We start from the raw sequence: 17754 nt of genomic DNA, 5'->3' as shown, positions 1-17754 counted from the left end.
AGTCGCCCGGATCAGCTCCGCTCCACCCACAAGCCCGAAGACCCCCGAGAACCCCGCTCCACCCACTGGTGAGCCGCGGCGCCCCGTCGGTGAAAATGGATATAGGCAGCCCTGCCCGGCACGTCAATCGATAAAATCAGGGAAAGCGCGAGGAAGGCGGCCACGGACCTTCCCTGCAGGCGGGAGAGGCGCCCCGCGACCGGAGCACCCTCCCCGCTCAGTCGCGTGTACCCCAGCGCGTGCCCATTTGGCCCTGACCGGCTGCCTTCTGGCCAATCGCCGGGCCACTGGCGCGGGAGGGACGATGAAGCGATTGGTTCGACTCGCTCTGCGGAGCGAGCAGATCGGGCACGCCGGCCTCGGCCTCCGTTCCGCGGCCCTGCGCGAACTGCCCCGCCTTGCGGAATCGCCAGAGGTAGCCAGGCACGACCGCCTCGACGGCCGTCGGCACGATGCCGAGCGCCTCGATGGTGCGTCCCTCCGCCTTCGCCGCGTCAGAAACCACGTTGTCGGTCTGGAGCAGGGCGACCTGATCGCGCGTCAGCTTGAAGTTCGCCGGCAGGAGTCCGAGGGTCAGCGTGTCAGCGATCTCGATCACGCGGGCCTGCAGCCGCGCCAAGGGCTCCGGCAGGTCGAGCACCGCGCGGCGGCGCATCGTGACTTCGAGCATATAGCGCACGAAGTATTCGAGCGTGTTCACCTCCGGCCCGCCGAGTTCGTAGACACGGCCGCCGGGCACGAGTCCATCGACGGCGCGGGCGATCGCCTCGGCGACATCGCCGACGAAAATCGGCTGGAAACGGCTCTGCGCTCCGGCGAGCGGCAGGGCCGGCAGGAAGGTCGCGAGCGACGCAAAGCGGTTGAAGAAGCTGTCGCCGGGGCCGAACACCAGCGAGGGGCGAAAGATCACCGCATCGGGCGAGGCCCGCAGCACCTCCACTTCGCCAAGCGCCTTCGAGCGGGCGTAGAGCGAGGGCGAAGCGGGATCGGCACCGAGCGCCGAGACGTGGACCAGCTTCGCCCCGACCGCCGCGGCGGCGCGGGCGATCTCACCGGCCCCCTCGGTCTGGAGCTTCGAGAAGCGCTGGCTTCCCGTCTCCTGCAGGATGCCGACGAGATTGATGACGATGTCGGAATGCTCGACCGCACGGCGGATCGAGTCGGGGTAGCGGAGATTGGCCTGAACGGCGACGATCTGGCCGACCTTGCCGAGCGGCTGCAGGAACAGCGCGAGATCGGGCCGGCGCACAGCGACGCGGATGCGGTAGCCGCGCTTCGCCAGGGCCCGCACCACGTGGCGCCCGAGGAAGCCTGAACCGCCGAAGACGGTCACGAGCTGCGATTGCGGACGGGTCGTGGCGCCGGGCGCGGTGACGAGGCTGCTCATGGCCGATGGAGGCCCCTTTCTCGGGTGACACGTCGAGACGGGCGGCATGAAGACCGCACGGCCGACGAGCCCCGGAGCGCGACCGTCGGCAGCACGCTCCTTAGACCAGTTTGAAGGCGAGGGCAGCCTGTCGGCTCAAGGAAAATCGAACGGATCGCGCATCGTTCCAGAAGGTGGTTGCCGGCCTGTCCACGAGGTCGTCGCCGGAGAGTGTTCGCCAGCAACCCGTCACCGATGGCCGAAGCGGCCCTCCCGCAGAAAGTGCAGGGTCTCGGCCAGAACCCGCCGGTTCCACATCATCGTCGGGTGCGCGACCGGTAGGACGATGTGACCGGCCATTCCTTCAAGACGGGTGCGCGCGACCGTGACACGTCCGTCGTTCGGTCCCGGCAGCAGAAGGGAGGCCAGAGGATAGAGGCTGCGGCGGCCGGCAATCACGCCGAGCGGGAAATCGACCGGGCCATACAGACGCTCTTGTGCCGTATCGCGCCCAGTGACGAGTTCGGCGCCGGCCGGGCCGAAGAAGCGGCGATAGGGCGCGAGGCGGTGCAGCGCGTCGGCGACCTCGCTGCCGCCGTTGGGCGGGCCGAGCATCACCACCCGCCCGAGGTTCTCCGGCCGGCGCCGGGCCAGCAGCACGCGGGCGACAAGGCCGCCCATGGAATGGGTGACGATGTGGAGACGGCTCACACCGGCACCGAAGGTCGCGGCCGAGGGCGCGATCGTCTCGGCGATGTCGGCGAGTCCCAGCCGCCGGGCCGGGTAATCGAGATTGAGGGTGGCGTAGCCCTCAGCCGCCAGCCGCCGCTCCAGAGGGCGCAGCGAGGCGGCCCGGCGGGCGATGCCGTGCAGGAGGAGGACACCCTCGGTCACGGCCGAAGGGCTATCATGCGCGTCGCATCGGTGAGCGTGTCGCAGAGGAGCTCGGCCAAGCGATCGACCGCCGGATCACCGCCGCCCGCGCCGCGGACCAGGCGAAGCACAAGACCCGGCAGCGGCGGCAGACCCGCTTCGTCCGGGTCGAGGGACCGCAGCGTCGGCGGCAGCCCATGCGGGGTACGCAGAGTGACACCAAGACCGGCCGAGACCGCTGCCCACAAACCCGCGAGACCGGGGCTGCTGAAGGCGACGCGCCAGAGGATGCCGGCCGCGTCGAGGGCGCCGATCGCGGCGTGACGAAAGAGGCAGGGCGGCCCGAACAGCGCGAGCGGCAAGGGACGCGGCAAAGGGGTCGGCAAGGGGGGATGGGCGGCGAATCCGGCACCGGCTCGCGGCCCGATCCAGACCAGAGGCAGGTGCGTGACCAAGCGTCCCTCCGTCGCCGCGCCGGTCGCGTCCCAGACCAGGGCGAGGTCCAGGCGGCCGGCCTCCACCTCGGCCCGCAGAACCAAGTCGCGCTCGACATGCGCCTCGACCCGCACCGCCGGGTGCAGCCGGGCGAACCGGGCGAGCACCGTCGGCAGCCCGGTCTCGGTGAAGTCCTGCGGCAGGCCGAGGCGGACCCCGCCGGACAGGCCGGGCGCGGCGACAGCGCTCACCGCCGCGTCATTGAGATCGAGCAGGCGGCGGGCATAGCCCAACAGCATCTCGCCCGGTTCGGTCAGCGCCAGGCCCCGGCCGTTCCGGCGCAGAAGCGGCTGGCCGACCTGATCCTCCAGCTTGCGCATCTGCAGACTGATCGCCGAGGGCGAGCGTCCCAGCCGGTTGGCGGCCTTGGCGAAACTGCCGAGATCGATCCCGGTCACGAAGGTGCGCAGCACGTCCATGTCGAGGTTCACCGGAAGCGCCGCCATCGTTCAGTTTTTCCGAAGCATCGATGAAGAACTACGCGATTTTCCTGAACGATGCTGCGCGGTTAACTCGCCAGCGTCAACGGCGGATCGGCCGCCGCCACAAGGAACGGAGTGACGCCATGCCTTTCGTCAGCCTCAAGATCGCCGGACCGGAGATCGGATCCGCCACCGTGGCCGAACTCCAATGCGGAATCACCGCGTTGATGGCGGAGGTGCTCGGCAAGCGGGCGGATCTCACCGCGGTCCTGGTCGAGCCGGCGCCGGCCGGGAGCTGGGCCGTCGGCGGCGAGGCGGTGACGCTGGCGGCGCATGTCGAGGCACGGGTGACGCTGGGCACCAATACGGCCGAGGAGAAGGCGCGGTTCGTGGCCGCCGCCCATGATCTCCTGATGCGGACATTACCCGGTCGGTTGCCATTGGCGACCTACGTCGTCGTGCAGGAGGTTCCGGCCGATGCCTGGGGCTATGGCGGCCTGACCCAGGCGGAGCGTGCCAGCGACGCCGCAGCGCGGACCTAGCCGAACCTCACCCGGCAGACCGGACCGGTGCCGGCTCGCGCCGGGCGAAGTCGGAGGAAAGCGGCCGTCGCGCTTCGATTCGTGCCCGTTCCCTGGCATCCTCGCACAGGGGATTCGCAGCGGGGCGCGGGGTGTTGGCGGCAGAGGAACGGCACCGCGCGTCGGTCGGTTCGGGCCGGCTCCTCCTGCTCTATGCCGCCCTCTATGGTGCCTACGGCGCGCTCTCGCCCTTCCTGCCGGCCTTCCTCGAAACGCGGGGCCTCGGACCGGACGAGATCGGGCTACTGCTATCGGGCGCGATGCTGGTGAGGCTCGCTGCCGGGCCGCTGGCGGGACGACTCGCCGACCAGCACGGCGCCGCGCGGACCTTCCTGGCCGGAGGGCTCGCCCTCTCCGCGGCCCTGACCCTCGCTTTCCTCGGTGGCCACGGTTTTGTCGTGCTGCTCGCCGTTGCCCTCGCACAGGCGGCGGCGACCGCGCCGCTCGCGCCCCTGGCCGATGCGGTCGTGCTCGCCCACAGCCGCGACGGCGCCGTCTACGGCCGCATCCGCGCCGCCGGCTCGGCTGCCTTCATTGGGACCACAATCCTCACGGGTCATCTCATCGGATCCGTCGGTCACGGTATCGGGCCGCTCGCATGCGGCCTCCTGTTCGCGGCTGGAGCGGTGCTGACGCTACGCCTCCAGACGACCTCCACCTCGGTTACGGCATCGAAGGAGGTTGACCGCGGGTTCAGGGCGCTCACCGCGAATGCGCGCTTCCGTCGGCTCGTCCTCACCGCCGCCCTGGTGATCGGGGCGCACGCCATGCACGACGCCTTCGGGGTCATCGTCTGGCAAGCGGCGGGAATCGCGCCGCGGACGGCGGGCCTGCTCTGGGCGGAGGCGGTCGCGGCGGAAGTGGTGGTGTTCCTCTGGCTCGGGCCACTGATCATGACACGGATCGGCCCTGCCCGGTCACTGATGCTGGCCGCGCTCGCGGGGGCATTGCGCTGGGCGGTGCAGGCGCAGACCTCCTGGCTGCCCTCCCTCGTCGGGACTCAGCTGTTGCACGGCCTGACCTTCGCGCTGCTGCACCTCGCCTGCCTGCGGCTGATCGCCGAGACGGTGCCGGATCATCGCCGGGCGACGGCGCTCACGCTCTACGGCACGTTCGGGCTCGGGCTCGCCTCCGCGCTGATGACACTGCTGTCGGGCTCACTCTACAGCCAGTTCGGAGCGGCGGGCTTCTGGGTGATGGCTGCGGTGAGCCTGTCGGCCGTTCCCGTTGCGCGAGGCCTCTCGGACATCCGATAAGCACGGGCGCATTCGCCTTCGCGCTCAGGAACATATATAGAACAAATCAGGCAGCTCTCATGATCCCATGCCCGTCGTCGCCGACATCCTGATTCCGCTCGCACTCGACACCGCCTACAGCTACGCGGTGCCGGCCGGACTTGCCCTCGCCGAGGGCGACATCGTGCAGGTGCCGCTGGGTCCTCGCGAGACGATCGGCGTGGTCTGGGGACTCGACGAGCGGGCATCCGGCGGAAACCTGCGGCCGGTGACGGGCCGGGTTGAGGCGCCGCCGCTCTCGGATTCGTTGCGCAAGCTGGTCGATTGGCTCGCCCGCTACACCCTGGCGCCGAAGGGATCGGCGCTCGCCATGGCCCTGCGCCTGCCCGACGAGGCCGCCCGCAACGAGGCGCCGCGGATCGGCGTGCGCCCATCCGGCCAGCCGCCGGCCCGGCAGACGGTCGCCCGCGGCAAGGTAATGGCGGTGGCCGCCGACGGTGCGGTACGGGGCAAGAGCGCGCTCGCCAAGGAGGCGGGCGTCTCGCTCAGCGTGGTCGATGGGCTGATCGACGACGGCGCGCTGGAGACGGTGGCGCTGATGCCCGAGCCCGTGGCCTTACCGCCGGACCCGGACCATCCGCGGGTGCCGCTGTCGGACGCGCAGGCGGAAGCCGCGCACGCCCTGATCACGAACGCCCCCTCCCCGGCGGAGTCGGTGACAGGTGAAACCATCCTCCTCGAAGGCGTCACCGGCTCGGGCAAGACGGAGGTCTATTTCGAGGCAGTGGCCGAATGCGTCCGGCAGGGACGGCAGGCGCTCGTGCTGATGCCGGAGATCGCCCTGACCGCGCAGTTCCTCGACCGCTTCGCCGGGCGCTTCGGCGTGAGACCCGCGACGTGGCATTCCGGCATCGGCGGCAAGCGCCGCGAACGGCTGCGGGTGGGCGTGGCCGCGGGCGAGGTCTCGGTGGTGGTCGGCGCCCGCTCGGCCCTGTTCCTGCCGTTCAAGAAGCTCGGCCTGATCGTCGTCGATGAGGAGCACGAGACGGCCTACAAGCAGGAGGACGGCGTTCACTACCACGCCCGCGACATGGCGGTGGTGCGCGGCAGGATCGAGGGCTGCCCGGTGGTGCTCGCCTCGGCGACACCCTCGATCGAGTCGCGGGTCAACGCGCAGAGCGGGCGCTACCGCCACGTCGTGCTCCCCGGGCGCTTCGGCGGGCGGCCCCTGCCCGACATCGCGGCCATCGACATGCGCCTCGACAAGCCGGAGCGCGGGCGCTTCCTGTCGCCGCCGATGGTGAACGCGGTGAAATCGACGCTGGCGGCGGGCGATCAGGCGCTGCTGTTCCTCAACCGGCGGGGCTACGCGCCGCTCACCCTGTGCCGGGCCTGCGGCCACCGCTACCAGTGCCGCAACTGCTCGACTTGGCTGGTCGAGCACCGCTTCCGCAGGGCGCTGGTCTGCCACCAGTGCGGTTACGCCGAGCGCAAGCCCGAGGCCTGCACCGAGTGCGGCGCCTTCGATCACCTCACCCCCTGCGGGCCGGGTGTCGAGCGGATCGCCGAGGAGGTGACCGAACTGTTCCCCGAGCAGCGCATCGTCGTGCTGTCGAGCGACTTCCCCGGTGGGGCGGAGCGGCTGCGCCAGGAACTCGAGACCGTGGCGGCGGGCGATTGCGACATCGTCATCGGCACGCAGCTCGTGGCCAAAGGCCACAACTTTCCGCACCTGACGCTCGTAGGCGTGCTCGATGCCGATATCGGCCTCACCTCCGGCGATCCGCGGGCGGCCGAGCGCACCTTCCAGCTCCTGCAGCAGGTGACGGGGCGCGCGGGGCGCGGCGAGCGGCCGGGGCGCGCCCTGGTCCAGACCTACCAGCCCGAGCATCCGGTCATCGCCGCGCTGCTCTCCGGCGATGCCGACCGGTTCTACGAGGAGGAGATCTGGGCCCGCGAGGCGGCGGGATTGCCGCCGTTCGGGCGGCTCGCGGCACTGATCGTCTCCGCCGAGGAGCGGGAGAAGGCCGAAGCCCATGGCCAAGCCCTGGCGCGGGTCGCCGATCCGCCGGCCGGCGTGACCGTGCTCGGCCCAGCGGAGGCGCCGCTCGCCCTGGTGCGCGGGCGCTGGCGCTTTCGGCTGCTGGTGAAGACGGAGCGCGGCATCGACGTGCAGAGCTATCTGCGGGACTGGCTGGCCCGCGGACCGAAGCCGCGGGGTAATCTCAAGGTCGCAATCGACGTGGACCCGCAGAGCTTTCTATAATCGGGTCCGTTCGCCGCCGGCTCGAGGTCACCTCTCGGTCTCTGGCCCTCGGCTCATTCGAGGAGCGCCGCGCCTTGCTGACCTACGAGAAGAAGCCCGATTCCGCGATCGCCGAGATCGTCGTCGACGGAAAGATCACGGACGAGGAGATGAACGCGGTGATGACCGCGATGAAGGCGGACCTCGACAAGGGTGGCCGTCTCAAGCTCTTGGAGGACATCCGCAGCTTCGAGGGCATGGAGCCGGCGGCCTTCTTCAAGGATCCCCGCTTCGGCATCTCGATGATGAAGGGCGTGAGCCACGTGGCACTCGTCACCGACGCGACCTGGCTGCGGGCGGTGGCTGAGACCTTCGGCTTCGTCTCGCCCGTGCAGATCAAGGTGTTCGAGCGCGCCCGCATCAGCGAGGCGCGGGCTTGGCTCGAAGCAGCGGCCTGACGAGCGCAACTCGCTCTCGTATAAAAAAAGGCGGGCCTTGCAGGCCCGCCTCTCGGCTCAGAACGAATCCGATCCCACTACTCGGCAGAGGCGGTTCGGACCGTGTGGCGCTTGGCCATCCAACGACCGGTGCAGAGGCCGCCGGAGACGCGCCACGTTCCGGCACCCGAGCGGGTCTGAAGCCGCCCCAAGGCAGTGCCGTTCGCGGCGGCGGTCGCGACGTTGAGGCCTACATCGCCACCAGCCCCGACGCGGCCGGTCACCGTCGCGCTGCCCGAGGAGGCGTTCGCGATCGGACGCACTTGGCCGTCCCGCACCGCGAGGGTGTAGCTGTACTGAGCGTCGCACAAACCGCTTTCGGTCACGAGTTGAACCGACCATGTCCCGTCGAAATCTCCCGCCATCGCCGGCGAAACGAGCGCGGCGGCCAGAGCGGCGGTGAGGGCGAACTTGGGCATGCGTGATCCAGCTCAGCGACGAGGGTGAACGTACGGTGCGCCGTCGCCTGCGCTTCCATACCGTTGATCTGTGAGATGCCTGCACTCTACCCAAACAAGAGGCGATAATATGACGGCAACCGGTGCATCGGTTGCTCACACATAACGACCGCCCCGAAACAAAAGCCGCGCTCGCAGCGAGGAAGGTCCGAAAGATGTGACTTTCAAGCACCCCGGTGTTGCAAGCTGAGCTTTATGAGCCTTGGATTGACTGTTCGCCCCTCACGCGAAACAGCCAAGATCAGTTTCGAATAATGTCGAACGGCCCTGCCTGCTTGATGCAAGCAGCCTTCATCACGGCCCTCCAGATGCACCGCAGGTATCCGCCGCGACAGGCGTGCTCGAAGGACTGCCTCGAGAGGTGCGCCGGCCGAGGCAGATTGCTCCGTCAGGCGGAGGGTTCGGCCAACCGCGCCCGGTGGCGATCGAGGGCGTCGAGCAGGATCGGCATGAAGGCGGACGATGCATCGAGCCCGGCCACGCCCTGCCCGAGCCGATCGAGGGCCTGGACCTGCGCATCGAGACCGTCATACGCAGCAAGGTAGGCCCAGATCGCCTCGTCGGCTTCGCCAACCTGGGCCGGCTGCTCCGAGGCGAGCAGCGCCGAGAAGATATCGAGAGTTCTGTCCAGGCTCGCCACGTTGGCTCCTCCCGATGCATCGACGAAGGTCGGGCTGTCGCGCACTCTGCCGAAGTCGATGCCAACGCAGCAAAGGAGTGCGTCGCAACAGAGTGTCGAACCCGCCGGCGCTTGGCGGAACACGCGCCGGAGGCGCCCTGTGGACTCGGATCAGCGGCGGCGGCTGCCGCCGATGAGACTCGCAGCAGCGGCAAATCCGACGCCAGCGACGACTGCCGCGGTCGTGAGCGGATGGAGTGCGCCGCGGGTGTAGAGGCTGCGCCGCATCACGTAACCGGGATGGCTCCCGGCCGTGCGGCCGCCCAGGCCCGCTTGATAGAGCGACCCTTCCGGACGACGGGGCGGTTCGTCGCGCATCTGCAGGCCGGCCATGCTGCTCCCGACCGTGTCGAAGACGCGCGGTGCCACGGCCTGGGCCGCACTCATGATCCGTCCGCCACCGCCGACATAGATGTCGCGGCGGGGATGCACCGCCGCATGAAGGATCGCCTCGGCGACCTCCTCGGTTCGGTAGACCGGCGGAGGCAGCTTCGGCTCGCGGTCGGTGTAGTTGCGGGCATGGGCCGGAAAGGGCGTATCGATCGCCGCCGGCTTGATCAGCGTGACTGCGACCGGCGCCCCCTCCTCCTTCAGCTCGATGCGCAGCGAGTCGGTGAAGCCTTTGATGGCGTGCTTGCTCGCGCTGTACATGCCCTGGAGCGGGAAGGCGACGTCGGAGGCGACGCTGCCGAGATTGATCAGCGTGCCGCCGCTCGCCTTCAGGTGCGGCAGCGCCACGAGCGAGCCGTAGACGACTCCCCAGAAGTTCACATCGAACAGGCGTCGATGGTCACCGTCCTCGACCTCTTCGAGCCGGCCGATGATCGAGAGCCCGGCATCGTTCACCCATGTGTCGATGCGGCCGAAGCGATCGATCGTGGCACGTGCCAGCGCCTCGACCTGGATCCGGTCAGAAACGTCGGTGACGACGTCGAGCGCCTGGCCGCCATGTCGTTCGATCTCGGCCCGGATCTCGGCCAGCGCCTCCCCATTACGAGCGGCTAGCACGACCCGGGCGCCGCGCGCCGCGGCCATGCGCGCGGTCGCGAGCCCGATGCCGCTGGAAGCACCGGTGATGACGATGACCTGCTGGTCGAGCGGCTTCTTGGCAGCGCTCGGCATGCGCATCTCCTGTGATCATGGGGCGGTACCCGGCGGACAGGAGCTTTACGCGCAGGCATTGCCCCGGAACCTCTCAGCCGGTGAACCCGGCCGCGAACGGCTCAGTTTCCACGAATCCAGGAGCGTGACACAGGATCGCCGGCGATCCGGCCCGAGCTCAGACCCAAGATCAGACCCAAGCGTCCAAAATCTCGGCGGTCGGAGCCGTCTCGATCTGCTCGCCGAAGCGGCTCTGGTAGAGAAACATCATCGCGTCGTAGGTTTGGTCGGCGGAGGAGCATACCGCGTCGCAGGCGACGATGACGCGATAGCCGCGATCGACTGCGCCGAGGATGGCGGCGAGCACGCAGACATCGGTCTCGCCCCCCGTCACCACGAGGGTGTCGATCGCCTCCGCCTCCAGCATCCGCTCCAGATCGGGCGTCATCCAGGGCGAGTAGACGATCTTGTCGACGACCTTGGCCGGCGGTGTGAAGCGGATCAGGCTCGGCACCAGCTCGACCATCTCGGGACCGAGCGCGTCCAGGGTCATCTTGGGCCAGTGTTCGTAGTAGCGCCGCCACGCCCCTCTACCCTGCTCGGGCGAGCGGATGGGCACGAAGCGGGTGAACACGGTCCGCTCGGGATGGGCGGCGGTGATGCGTTCGATGTTCGGCAGGATGCGGGCGAGCCAGGGCGTGTGCCAGTCGGTCTCCTCGGAGAACATCCTCTGTGCATCGACGCAGAGATGGACGGCCCGCGGGCCGAGATCACCAAATTTCAAACCGTCTTTGCCTGCCATGACCCGCTCCCAAACCTTTCCTTTGCTTTCTCAGTTCAGTTCGGGTGGAAGACGACCTTCACGCAGCCGTCCTTCTTGTCGCGAAATGTCTTGTAGAGGTCGGGCCCATCCGCGAGGTCGGTCGAGCGGTGGGTGATCAGCGACGCGGTGTCGAACTTGCCCTGCTGGATCAGCTTGGTCAGCGGCTCGAGGTAGCGCTTCACATGGGTCTGGCCGCTCTTGAGAGTGAGACCCTTCTGGACGATCGCGCCCATGTTGACGGGAATGGGTCCGCCATAGACGCCGGGCACCGAGACGATGCCGCAGGGCCGTACCGCGCGGATCGCCTCCATCAGCGCGTAGGGCCGCTCGGTCGAGGTCAGCTTCTCCTGCAGAGTCGAGATGACGCTGGAGAAGCCGTGGCCGGCGCTGGCCTCCATGCCGACGCAGTCGATCACGCCGTCGGCCCCTTCACCCTTGCTGATCTCCTTGATCCGCTCGAAGACGTCTTCCTTGGCGAAGTCGATGATGTCGGTCGCACCGTACTTGCGAGCGAGGGCGAGGCGCTCCGGCACCGTGTCGATGGCGATGATCCTCTCGGCACCCATGATCTTGGCCGACTGGATCGCGAACAGGCCGACGGGCCCGGCGCCCCACACGGCGATGATCTCGCCGCCCTTGATCTCGCAATGCTCGGCGCCCTGCCAGCCGGTCGGCAGGATATCCGTGAGGAAGAGGACGGATTCGTCGTCCATACCGTCGGGCACCTTCATCGGCGCCACGTCGGCCATCGGCACGCGCACGTACTCGGCCTGCCCGCCCCAGTAGCCGCCGGTGATGTGCGAGTAGCCGAACAGGCCGGCGGTGGTGAACCCGAACTGCGCCGCCGCCATCTCGGCGTTGCGGTTGGAGCGCTGGCAGACAGACCAGTTGCCGAGCTTGCACTGGCGGCACTCGCCGCAATTGATGTTGAAGGGCACGACGATCCGGTCGCCCTTCTTGAACTTGGTGAAACCCGGCGCGGTCTCGATCACCTCGCCCATGAACTCGTGGCCGAGCACGTCGCCCGACTTCATGGCCGGCATCTGGCCGTCCATCAGGTGAAGGTCGGAGCCGCAGATGGCGCAGGACGTGACCTTGATGATGACGTCGCGGGAATCCTCGATCGACGGGTCCGGCACCGTATCGCAGCGGATGTCGCCCTTGCCGTGCCAGCACAGTGCCTTCATGAGACGTCCTTGAGGTTCGATCGGTGATGCCGCTCGAGCATCGCCGCAGGAAACCGGGGGCACGTACCGTCAAGTTCCGTCCGGGATATCCGAGTTACAATTTCACCCCGAGCCAACGGTTCACGCGCGTCACGAGCCAGACGGTGGCGATGGCCACGCATACGCCCCATCCGACCTCCAGCACCCGCGAGCCTGCCATGCGCTCCACCGGCCCGAGATGGGGCACGAGCAGGATGATGGTGGCGGTGATCCCGGCGAGCCGGCAGGCACTCGCCACGTTGACGAGCCAGCAGGCGAGGATCGCCAGCACGACCCCCGCCGCGTAGGTCGGCAGGGATGGCCCGAGCGCGGAATAGGCGGCAAGCCCGATGAGACCGCCGATCGCCGCACCGGTGAACTGATCCCGAGCGGTCGAGCGGGTCGCGCCGAACTCGGTCTGGGCCACCGCGACCGCGGTGATCGCCGCCCAGAATCCCTCCTGCAGGCCGAGCACCTGGGTCGGCAGATAGGCGGCGACGGCCGCGACCGACGACATGACCCCGTGCGCGAGGCCGCCGGCGAAACGGCGGCGCAGCGGCAGACGCTTGTGCAGCCGCGTGGCCTGATCCCGCAGCCAGCGGATGCGGCTGGTGTCGCGGTCGGCCCGGCGCGTCGCCTCGGCGGCAGAATCCTGCCGCGCGTCATCCCCGCCCGTCCGCTCGCTTCCCATTTCGTTCTCCTCGTGACGCAACGCCCTATCGGCCGACATCCGCTCTTTCCTTCCCCTCGGCTTCTCCTTGGAATGTGCCGCCACGATGGGCCGTGACCGCTCGTGCGTCGCGGTCCGATGCCCCACCAGCCCCCCTGCATCCAAACGCGGGGCAGAGTGCATGGGACAGGGCAAATTTCCGTCGAACCCCGGCCGCCCGGCGGGGTTGTCCGGGCGTTCTCCTACATCCCAAGGCACCGGAGCCCGGCCCATGGAATCCTTTCCCAAGCCCCCCTTCCCCGATCAGCCGCAGCCGATGCCCGGCTCGACCCGCGCCATGGACCCGACGCCGGACCACGGCGAGACGAGCTACAAGGGTTCCGGCCGCCTGGAGGGAAAGAAGGCGATCATCACCGGCGGCGATTCCGGGATCGGCCGCGCCGTGGCGCTCGCCTTCGCCCGCGAGGGCGCCGACGTGCTGATCTCCTATCTTGACGAGGAGGAGGACGCCGCAGAGACGCGCCGCCTGATCGAGGAGGCCGGGCGGAAGGCCGTGTTGGTGCCGGGCAATATCGGCGACGCCGCCCACTGCAGGCGGATCGTCGAGCAGGCCGTGGAGGCCTTCGGACGCATCGACGTGCTCGTCAACAACGCCGCGCATCAGGCGACCTTCACCGCCCCGGAAGAGATCTCCGACGAGGAGTGGGAGAAGACCTTCCAGGTGAACATCCACGCGATGTTCTACCTCACCAAGGCAGCGCTCCCGCACATGGGCGAGGGCTCGTCCATCATCAACACCACCTCGGTCAACGCCGACACGCCGAGCCCGCAACTGCTGGCCTACGCCACCACCAAGGGCGCGATCCAGAACTACACCGGCGGTCTCGCGCAGATGCTCGCCGAGCGGGGCATCCGCGTGAACTGCGTGGCCCCGGGCCCGATCTGGACGCCGCTGATCCCCTCGACCATGCCGGCCGAGAAGGTGAAGCAGTTCGGCTCGCAGGTGCCGATGAAGCGACCGGGCCAGCCCAAGGAACTCGCGCCCGTCTACGTGATGCTGGCCTCCGACGAGTCGAGCTACGTCTCCGGTGCCACGGTGGCGGTGACCGGCGGCAAGCCGATCATCTGATCGCTCTCGATCCGCGTTCGACCGGCGCGCCCAGCCCTCGGCTGGGCGCTCCTTTTACCCGGAGCCCGCCTTGAAGAACCTGCACGGAGCCGTCGTCGTCATCGCCGGTGCGTCGAGCGGCATCGGTCGCGCCGCCGCCCTCGCCTTCACGCGGGCCGGTGCGCATGTCGTCGTCGCAGCCCGGCGCCGCGATCCGCTCGATCGGCTCGCGGAGGAATGCAGTCGGCTCGGTCCGGCGGCGCTCGCCGTGCCCACCGACGTGACCGATTCGCAAGCGGTCGAGGCCCTGGCCCGCGCGGCGGAGAATCGCTTCGGCCGCATCGATGTCTGGATCAACAATGCCGGCACCGGGGTGTTCGGCGCGTTCCAGGAGGCGCCGCTCGACCTGCATCGTCGCACCGTCGAGGTGAACCTGTTCGGTGCCATGCACGGCGCCTACGCCGTCCTGCCCCGCTTCCTCGAACGGCGGCGCGGCGTTCTCGTCAACATGGTCTCCCTCGGCGGCTGGGCGCCGACCCCGTTCGCCGCCGCCTACACCGCGAGCAAGTTCGGCCTGCGCGGTTTTTCGGCGAGCTTGCGCCAGGAGTTGCGGCGCCATCCGCACATCCACGTCTGCGCGGTGTTTCCGGCGTTGGTCGACACGCCGGGCTTCGTGCATGGCGCCAATGTCTCCGGCCGCACCCTCGACCCCGGCCCGATGCTCTACGCCCCGGAGGAGGTGGCGGAGACTCTCGTCCACGTCGTGCGCCATCCCCGCGACGAGATCGCGGTGGGCTGGCCGGCCCGCGCGGCCCAGGCCGCCTACGCCCTGGCGCCGGGCCCGACCGAGCACCTGATGGGCATCGCCCTGCACCGCGCCCTCGACCGGGCCGGGCCCGCCCCCGTGACGCATGGCGCACTGCGTGCGCCGGTCCGGGACGGCACGGCGTCGGACGGCGGCTGGCTCCGGCGCAAGCACCTGCCCTCGGCATCGACCTTGAGCAGAATCGGCGTGACCGTCCTCGGCACCGGCGCCGCCCTGGCCCTCCACCGCCTGGTCGGTGGCCGCTCCAAGTGATCGAAACGGTGAACGGGAACGCGTGAGAGAAAACCCCCGGTTAAGCCTAAGCCCCTATCACCGGCCCATCGAGCCTGGTGATGAAAGGAGCGCCGATGACCAGGGACCAACTCGCGACCGAACTGAAGCGCATGGCCTCCTCGCAGGTCAGCGACATCGAGCGCGCGGTGAAGGCGGGCCACAAGACCATCGCCCTGAACGAACTGGCCGACCTCGACCGTCAGCTCAAGGCACTGGCCGCCGCTCTCAAGGCCAAGCCCGTCGTCCGCGCCTGAGACGGCGTCTCAGCGAATCAACCCATCGATCGGACTGCCACGGCCCCGCCCTCGGGCGGAGGCCGCGCCCGATCACTGAACAGCCCCGCTCCCGAAAGCACCTATGGCCGGAGCGCGAACCGGCTGCCTCAGCGGTCGCGGCCCAGCAGCACCAGCCAGCCGATGCCGAGCATCGCCACGGTCATCCCGATGATGACGAAGGCCGGCGTGCCGAGATCGATCAGCCGCGGTGCGAGCTGCGTTGCGAACGCCGCCACGACGAGGCCGACGGCGACCCGCGCCGCGCCGCGCTCGATGCCGCGCACGAGCTTGTCCATCCCCTTCAGCTCGATTTCGACGGTGACGCGCCCCTGCTTGAGGCGCACCAGCATGAGATGGATCAGCGTCGGCAGTTCGGAGGCCGCGCCGTAGAGGCCGGTGCCGAGCGACTCCGCTTTGCGCATGAGTCCTCGCAGAGAGAACTGCGAGCGCATGCTCGCCCGCACGGTCGGGCCGGCGGCGGCGAACAGATCGAAACCGGGATCGAGCTGGCGCATCACGCCGTCGGCGGTCACGAGCCCCTTGAACAGGATCGCGAGATCCGTCGGCATCGCGAGATCGTTCTCGCGGGCCATGGTCATGAAGTCGGTGAGAACGAGCCCGAGATTGAGCGGGATCGAGGAGTGGGCCTGAACGAAGTTCTGGGCGGATTGCTCCAGCTTGCTCAGGTCCGGGTTCGATGTGCCGGTCCAATCGAGGAGCGTGGCCATCAGGCCATCGACATCCTGCTTGAGCATGGCGCCGATCAGCACGAGGAGCTGCTGGCGCCGCTTCTGCGACAGACGCCCGACGATGCCGAAATCGATGAAGCCGATCCGATTGTCGGGGAGGATCAGCAGGTTGCCGGGATGGGGGTCGGCATGGAACACGCCCTCGATCAGCGCCATCCGCAGGAAGGCGTCGCAGCCCTTCTGCGCCAGCGCCTTCTTGTCCGCTCCCATCGTCCGCAGCGCAGCGGCGTCGTTCGGCGAGATGCCGTGGATGAATTCTTGGACCAGCACCCGTTCGGAGCACCATTCCCAGAAAATCTTCGGGATGACGATATCGTCGCGCCCGGCGAAGATCTCGGCGATCATCTCACAATTGCGGGCCTCGTTGAGCAGATCGAGCTCGCCGTTGAGGCCGTTGGCGAGGTGACGCATCTGCTCCTGAGGCTGGTAGCGAGCCATCTCCGGCCACTCGGACTCGACGATGCGGGCGCCGTGCGCCATCAGCCGCAGATCCGCCTCGATGATCTTCCGCAGGCCCGGACGAAGGACCTTGACCACGACCTCCTCACCGGAATGCAGGCGCGCCCGGTAGACCTGAGCGATCGAGGCCGAGGCGATCGGATTGAGGTCGAACTCGGCGAAGACCTGTTCCGGCGGCGCGCCGAGATCGGCTTCGAGCTGCGGCCCGATCAAGGCCCACGGCACCGGCTTCACCTGGCTGTGCAGCTTCTCCAGCTCGTCGGTCCAGACCGGTGAGAGCAGGTCCGGACGGCTCGCCAGGATCTGACCGAACTTGATGAAGGTCGGCCCCAGCGTCTCGATGGCGCGGCGCAGCCGCTCCGGCTGCGACAGGCGCGTAACATCGACCCGCGGCGTGCGGCGGGGGATCAGCGGGATGTTGTGCAACCCGAGCCGGTCGACGATCTTGGTCAGCCCGAAGCCGATCAGGACCGAAGCGATTTCCGAGAGGCGCTGACGGTCGCGCGCGGCGACAAAGGCTGTTTTGAGCATGACGGTCTTGCGTGTCGCGCGAAGCGTCGGTTCGGGCAAGACCGATCCGGCCCTCGCCAGGCATTTCGCAATGACGCGGCCATGGGGCTTTTTTAGGATTGACGCCGGGTCGGCCCCGGGGCCGACGCGCTGGGTCAGGGCGCGGCTGCCTCGGCGTGAACGTCGATCAGGACCTTGTCGGACGGCCCTACGATCTCCGGACCAATGGTCCGCAGGATACCCGGCACGTCGGCGCCTCCCGTACCAAATCGGGCCCAGGCCGCCTGACAGCGGCGATGGTCTGCATCCGCCAGGAAGTAACGCTGCTGCTCGTCGAGAAGCGTGGCGTAAACGGCTGCGCGCACGCCGTGCTCATCGCCGACATAGAGCTGATAGACACGGCTCCAGAACCTCTCGTCGAGTTCCCACTCGCACTGACCGGCTGCTTTCATCATCGCGAGCTTGCGAAGGCTCTGCCGCTCGGCATGCGGCATCACGAGGAAGCCGTAACGCGCCTTCAGCAGGCGACCGCCCGCTTCATACCCGTCCGTGCTGGTCAGAGCCCAGCCGAGATAGCTGCCCGCGCCGGCCACGAGCAGACCGGCCGTCAGAAGAAGCGTACGGAAGGCGGTCATGGGCGGCCTCTGAATCAAGCTCCCATCCTGCCGGCAACCTGGGCGGCATCAAGGTCGAACAGCGCCTCCCCTCCCCCGCGCTTTTGTGGATCGCCGAAGAGATCTGCGAGGCGTGCGCCGGACCACCTCTGTCGCGAGCCGCGCTGAGGCGCGCGCCCCCTCCCCTTTCGGGTCGCCGGGGTGCGTGGCGGGTAGGGCCGGCCGGTCCGTCGTGGTGTGATCGGCGTGGAACGGCATGAAGCCCGCGGACCTGTCGGGGTCTGCGGGCT

General features: G+C 68.8%; 18 protein-coding genes. 7 read left to right on the top strand and 11 right to left on the bottom strand.

The window, feature by feature from the left end:
- Nucleotides 1–217: 217 nt before the first annotated feature.
- The 3 genes from FHU13_RS26830 to FHU13_RS26820 form a co-directional block, all read right to left on the bottom strand.
- Nucleotides 218–1387 carry a complex I NDUFA9 subunit family protein gene (locus FHU13_RS26830; protein WP_183438874.1) on the bottom strand — a complete coding sequence of 390 codons (1170 nt, stop codon included), beginning with the start codon at nt 1385–1387 and terminating at the stop codon, nt 218–220.
- A gap of 228 nt (nt 1388–1615) precedes the next feature.
- On the bottom strand, nt 1616–2260 hold the full coding sequence (locus FHU13_RS26825) for a triacylglycerol lipase (protein ID WP_183438873.1): 645 nt from the start codon (nt 2258–2260) through the stop codon (nt 1616–1618).
- Nucleotides 2257–3180: a LysR family transcriptional regulator gene (locus tag FHU13_RS26820; protein ID WP_183438872.1), complete on the bottom strand. Its 924-nt coding sequence runs from the start codon at nt 3178–3180 to the stop codon at nt 2257–2259. The genes FHU13_RS26825 and FHU13_RS26820 overlap by 4 nt, the downstream gene beginning before the upstream one ends.
- A gap of 119 nt (nt 3181–3299) precedes the next feature.
- Here FHU13_RS26820 and FHU13_RS26815 point away from each other — a divergent pair, with 119 nt between their 5' ends.
- The 4 genes from FHU13_RS26815 (at nt 3300) to FHU13_RS26800 (ending at nt 7675) form a co-directional block, all read left to right on the top strand.
- Complete coding sequence (locus tag FHU13_RS26815) at nt 3300–3698, top strand: tautomerase family protein (protein WP_183438871.1); 399 nt, start codon at nt 3300–3302, stop codon at nt 3696–3698.
- A 131-nt stretch (nt 3699–3829) separates the two neighbouring features.
- Entirely contained in the window at nt 3830–4993 is a 1164-nt protein-coding gene (locus FHU13_RS26810; RefSeq protein ID WP_409518542.1) for an MFS transporter, read from the top strand.
- 67 nt (nt 4994–5060) lie between these two features.
- The gene (locus tag FHU13_RS26805; protein ID WP_183438869.1) at nt 5061–7238 is read left to right on the top strand and encodes a primosomal protein N'; all 2178 of its coding nucleotides are present in this window, start codon (nt 5061–5063) and stop codon (nt 7236–7238) included.
- Between the two features lie 74 nt (nt 7239–7312).
- Nucleotides 7313–7675 carry an STAS/SEC14 domain-containing protein gene (locus FHU13_RS26800; RefSeq protein WP_183438868.1) on the top strand — a complete coding sequence of 121 codons (363 nt, stop codon included), beginning with the start codon at nt 7313–7315 and terminating at the stop codon, nt 7673–7675.
- Nucleotides 7676–7752: 77 nt separating this feature from the next.
- On the opposite strand, the gene FHU13_RS26795 is transcribed toward FHU13_RS26800, so the two are convergent.
- From FHU13_RS26795 to FHU13_RS26770, 6 genes are all read right to left on the bottom strand, one after another.
- The gene (locus FHU13_RS26795; protein ID WP_183438867.1) at nt 7753–8133 is read right to left on the bottom strand and encodes a hypothetical protein; all 381 of its coding nucleotides are present in this window, start codon (nt 8131–8133) and stop codon (nt 7753–7755) included.
- Between the two features lie 427 nt (nt 8134–8560).
- Complete coding sequence (locus tag FHU13_RS26790) at nt 8561–8812, bottom strand: hypothetical protein (RefSeq protein WP_183438866.1); 252 nt, start codon at nt 8810–8812, stop codon at nt 8561–8563.
- Nucleotides 8813–8962: 150 nt separating this feature from the next.
- Nucleotides 8963–9973, bottom strand: a complete 1011-nt coding sequence (locus FHU13_RS26785) for an SDR family oxidoreductase (RefSeq protein WP_183438865.1) — start codon at nt 9971–9973, stop codon at nt 8963–8965.
- 169 nt (nt 9974–10142) lie between these two features.
- Nucleotides 10143–10754: a cysteine hydrolase family protein gene (locus FHU13_RS26780; protein ID WP_183438864.1), complete on the bottom strand. Its 612-nt coding sequence runs from the start codon at nt 10752–10754 to the stop codon at nt 10143–10145.
- Between the two features lie 35 nt (nt 10755–10789).
- Entirely contained in the window at nt 10790–11962 is a 1173-nt protein-coding gene (locus FHU13_RS26775) for a zinc-dependent alcohol dehydrogenase (RefSeq protein ID WP_183438863.1), read from the bottom strand.
- A 94-nt stretch (nt 11963–12056) separates the two neighbouring features.
- Nucleotides 12057–12710 carry an FUSC family protein gene (locus FHU13_RS26770; RefSeq protein WP_183438862.1) on the bottom strand — a complete coding sequence of 218 codons (654 nt, stop codon included), beginning with the start codon at nt 12708–12710 and terminating at the stop codon, nt 12057–12059.
- 211 nt (nt 12711–12921) lie between these two features.
- On the opposite strand from FHU13_RS26770, the gene FHU13_RS26765 reads away from it, so the two are divergent.
- From FHU13_RS26765 to FHU13_RS26755, 3 genes are all read left to right on the top strand, one after another.
- The gene (locus FHU13_RS26765; RefSeq protein ID WP_183438861.1) at nt 12922–13779 is read left to right on the top strand and encodes an SDR family oxidoreductase; all 858 of its coding nucleotides are present in this window, start codon (nt 12922–12924) and stop codon (nt 13777–13779) included.
- A gap of 70 nt (nt 13780–13849) precedes the next feature.
- Nucleotides 13850–14836, top strand: coding sequence for an SDR family oxidoreductase (locus FHU13_RS26760; protein WP_183438860.1), 987 nt, complete (start codon nt 13850–13852; stop codon nt 14834–14836).
- A 95-nt stretch (nt 14837–14931) separates the two neighbouring features.
- Nucleotides 14932–15111, top strand: a complete 180-nt coding sequence (locus FHU13_RS26755) for a hypothetical protein (protein WP_012453251.1) — start codon at nt 14932–14934, stop codon at nt 15109–15111.
- A 128-nt stretch (nt 15112–15239) separates the two neighbouring features.
- Here the strand turns inward: FHU13_RS26755 and FHU13_RS26750 are convergent, their stop codons facing one another.
- Together FHU13_RS26750 and FHU13_RS26745 are read right to left on the bottom strand one after the other, a co-directional pair.
- On the bottom strand, nt 15240–16871 hold the full coding sequence (locus tag FHU13_RS26750) for an AarF/ABC1/UbiB kinase family protein (RefSeq protein ID WP_183438875.1): 1632 nt from the start codon (nt 16869–16871) through the stop codon (nt 15240–15242).
- Between the two features lie 134 nt (nt 16872–17005).
- Entirely contained in the window at nt 17006–17485 is a 480-nt protein-coding gene (locus tag FHU13_RS26745) for a hypothetical protein (protein ID WP_183438859.1), read from the bottom strand.
- Nucleotides 17486–17754: the final 269 nt, after the last annotated feature.

Origin of the sequence: Methylobacterium sp. R2-1, from assembly GCF_014191355.1 — a bacterium.
Taxonomy (GTDB): domain Bacteria; phylum Pseudomonadota; class Alphaproteobacteria; order Rhizobiales; family Beijerinckiaceae; genus Methylobacterium.
The sequence above is the reverse complement of the archived record's forward strand: the minus strand, read 5'-3'. Positions and strand labels throughout refer to the sequence as shown.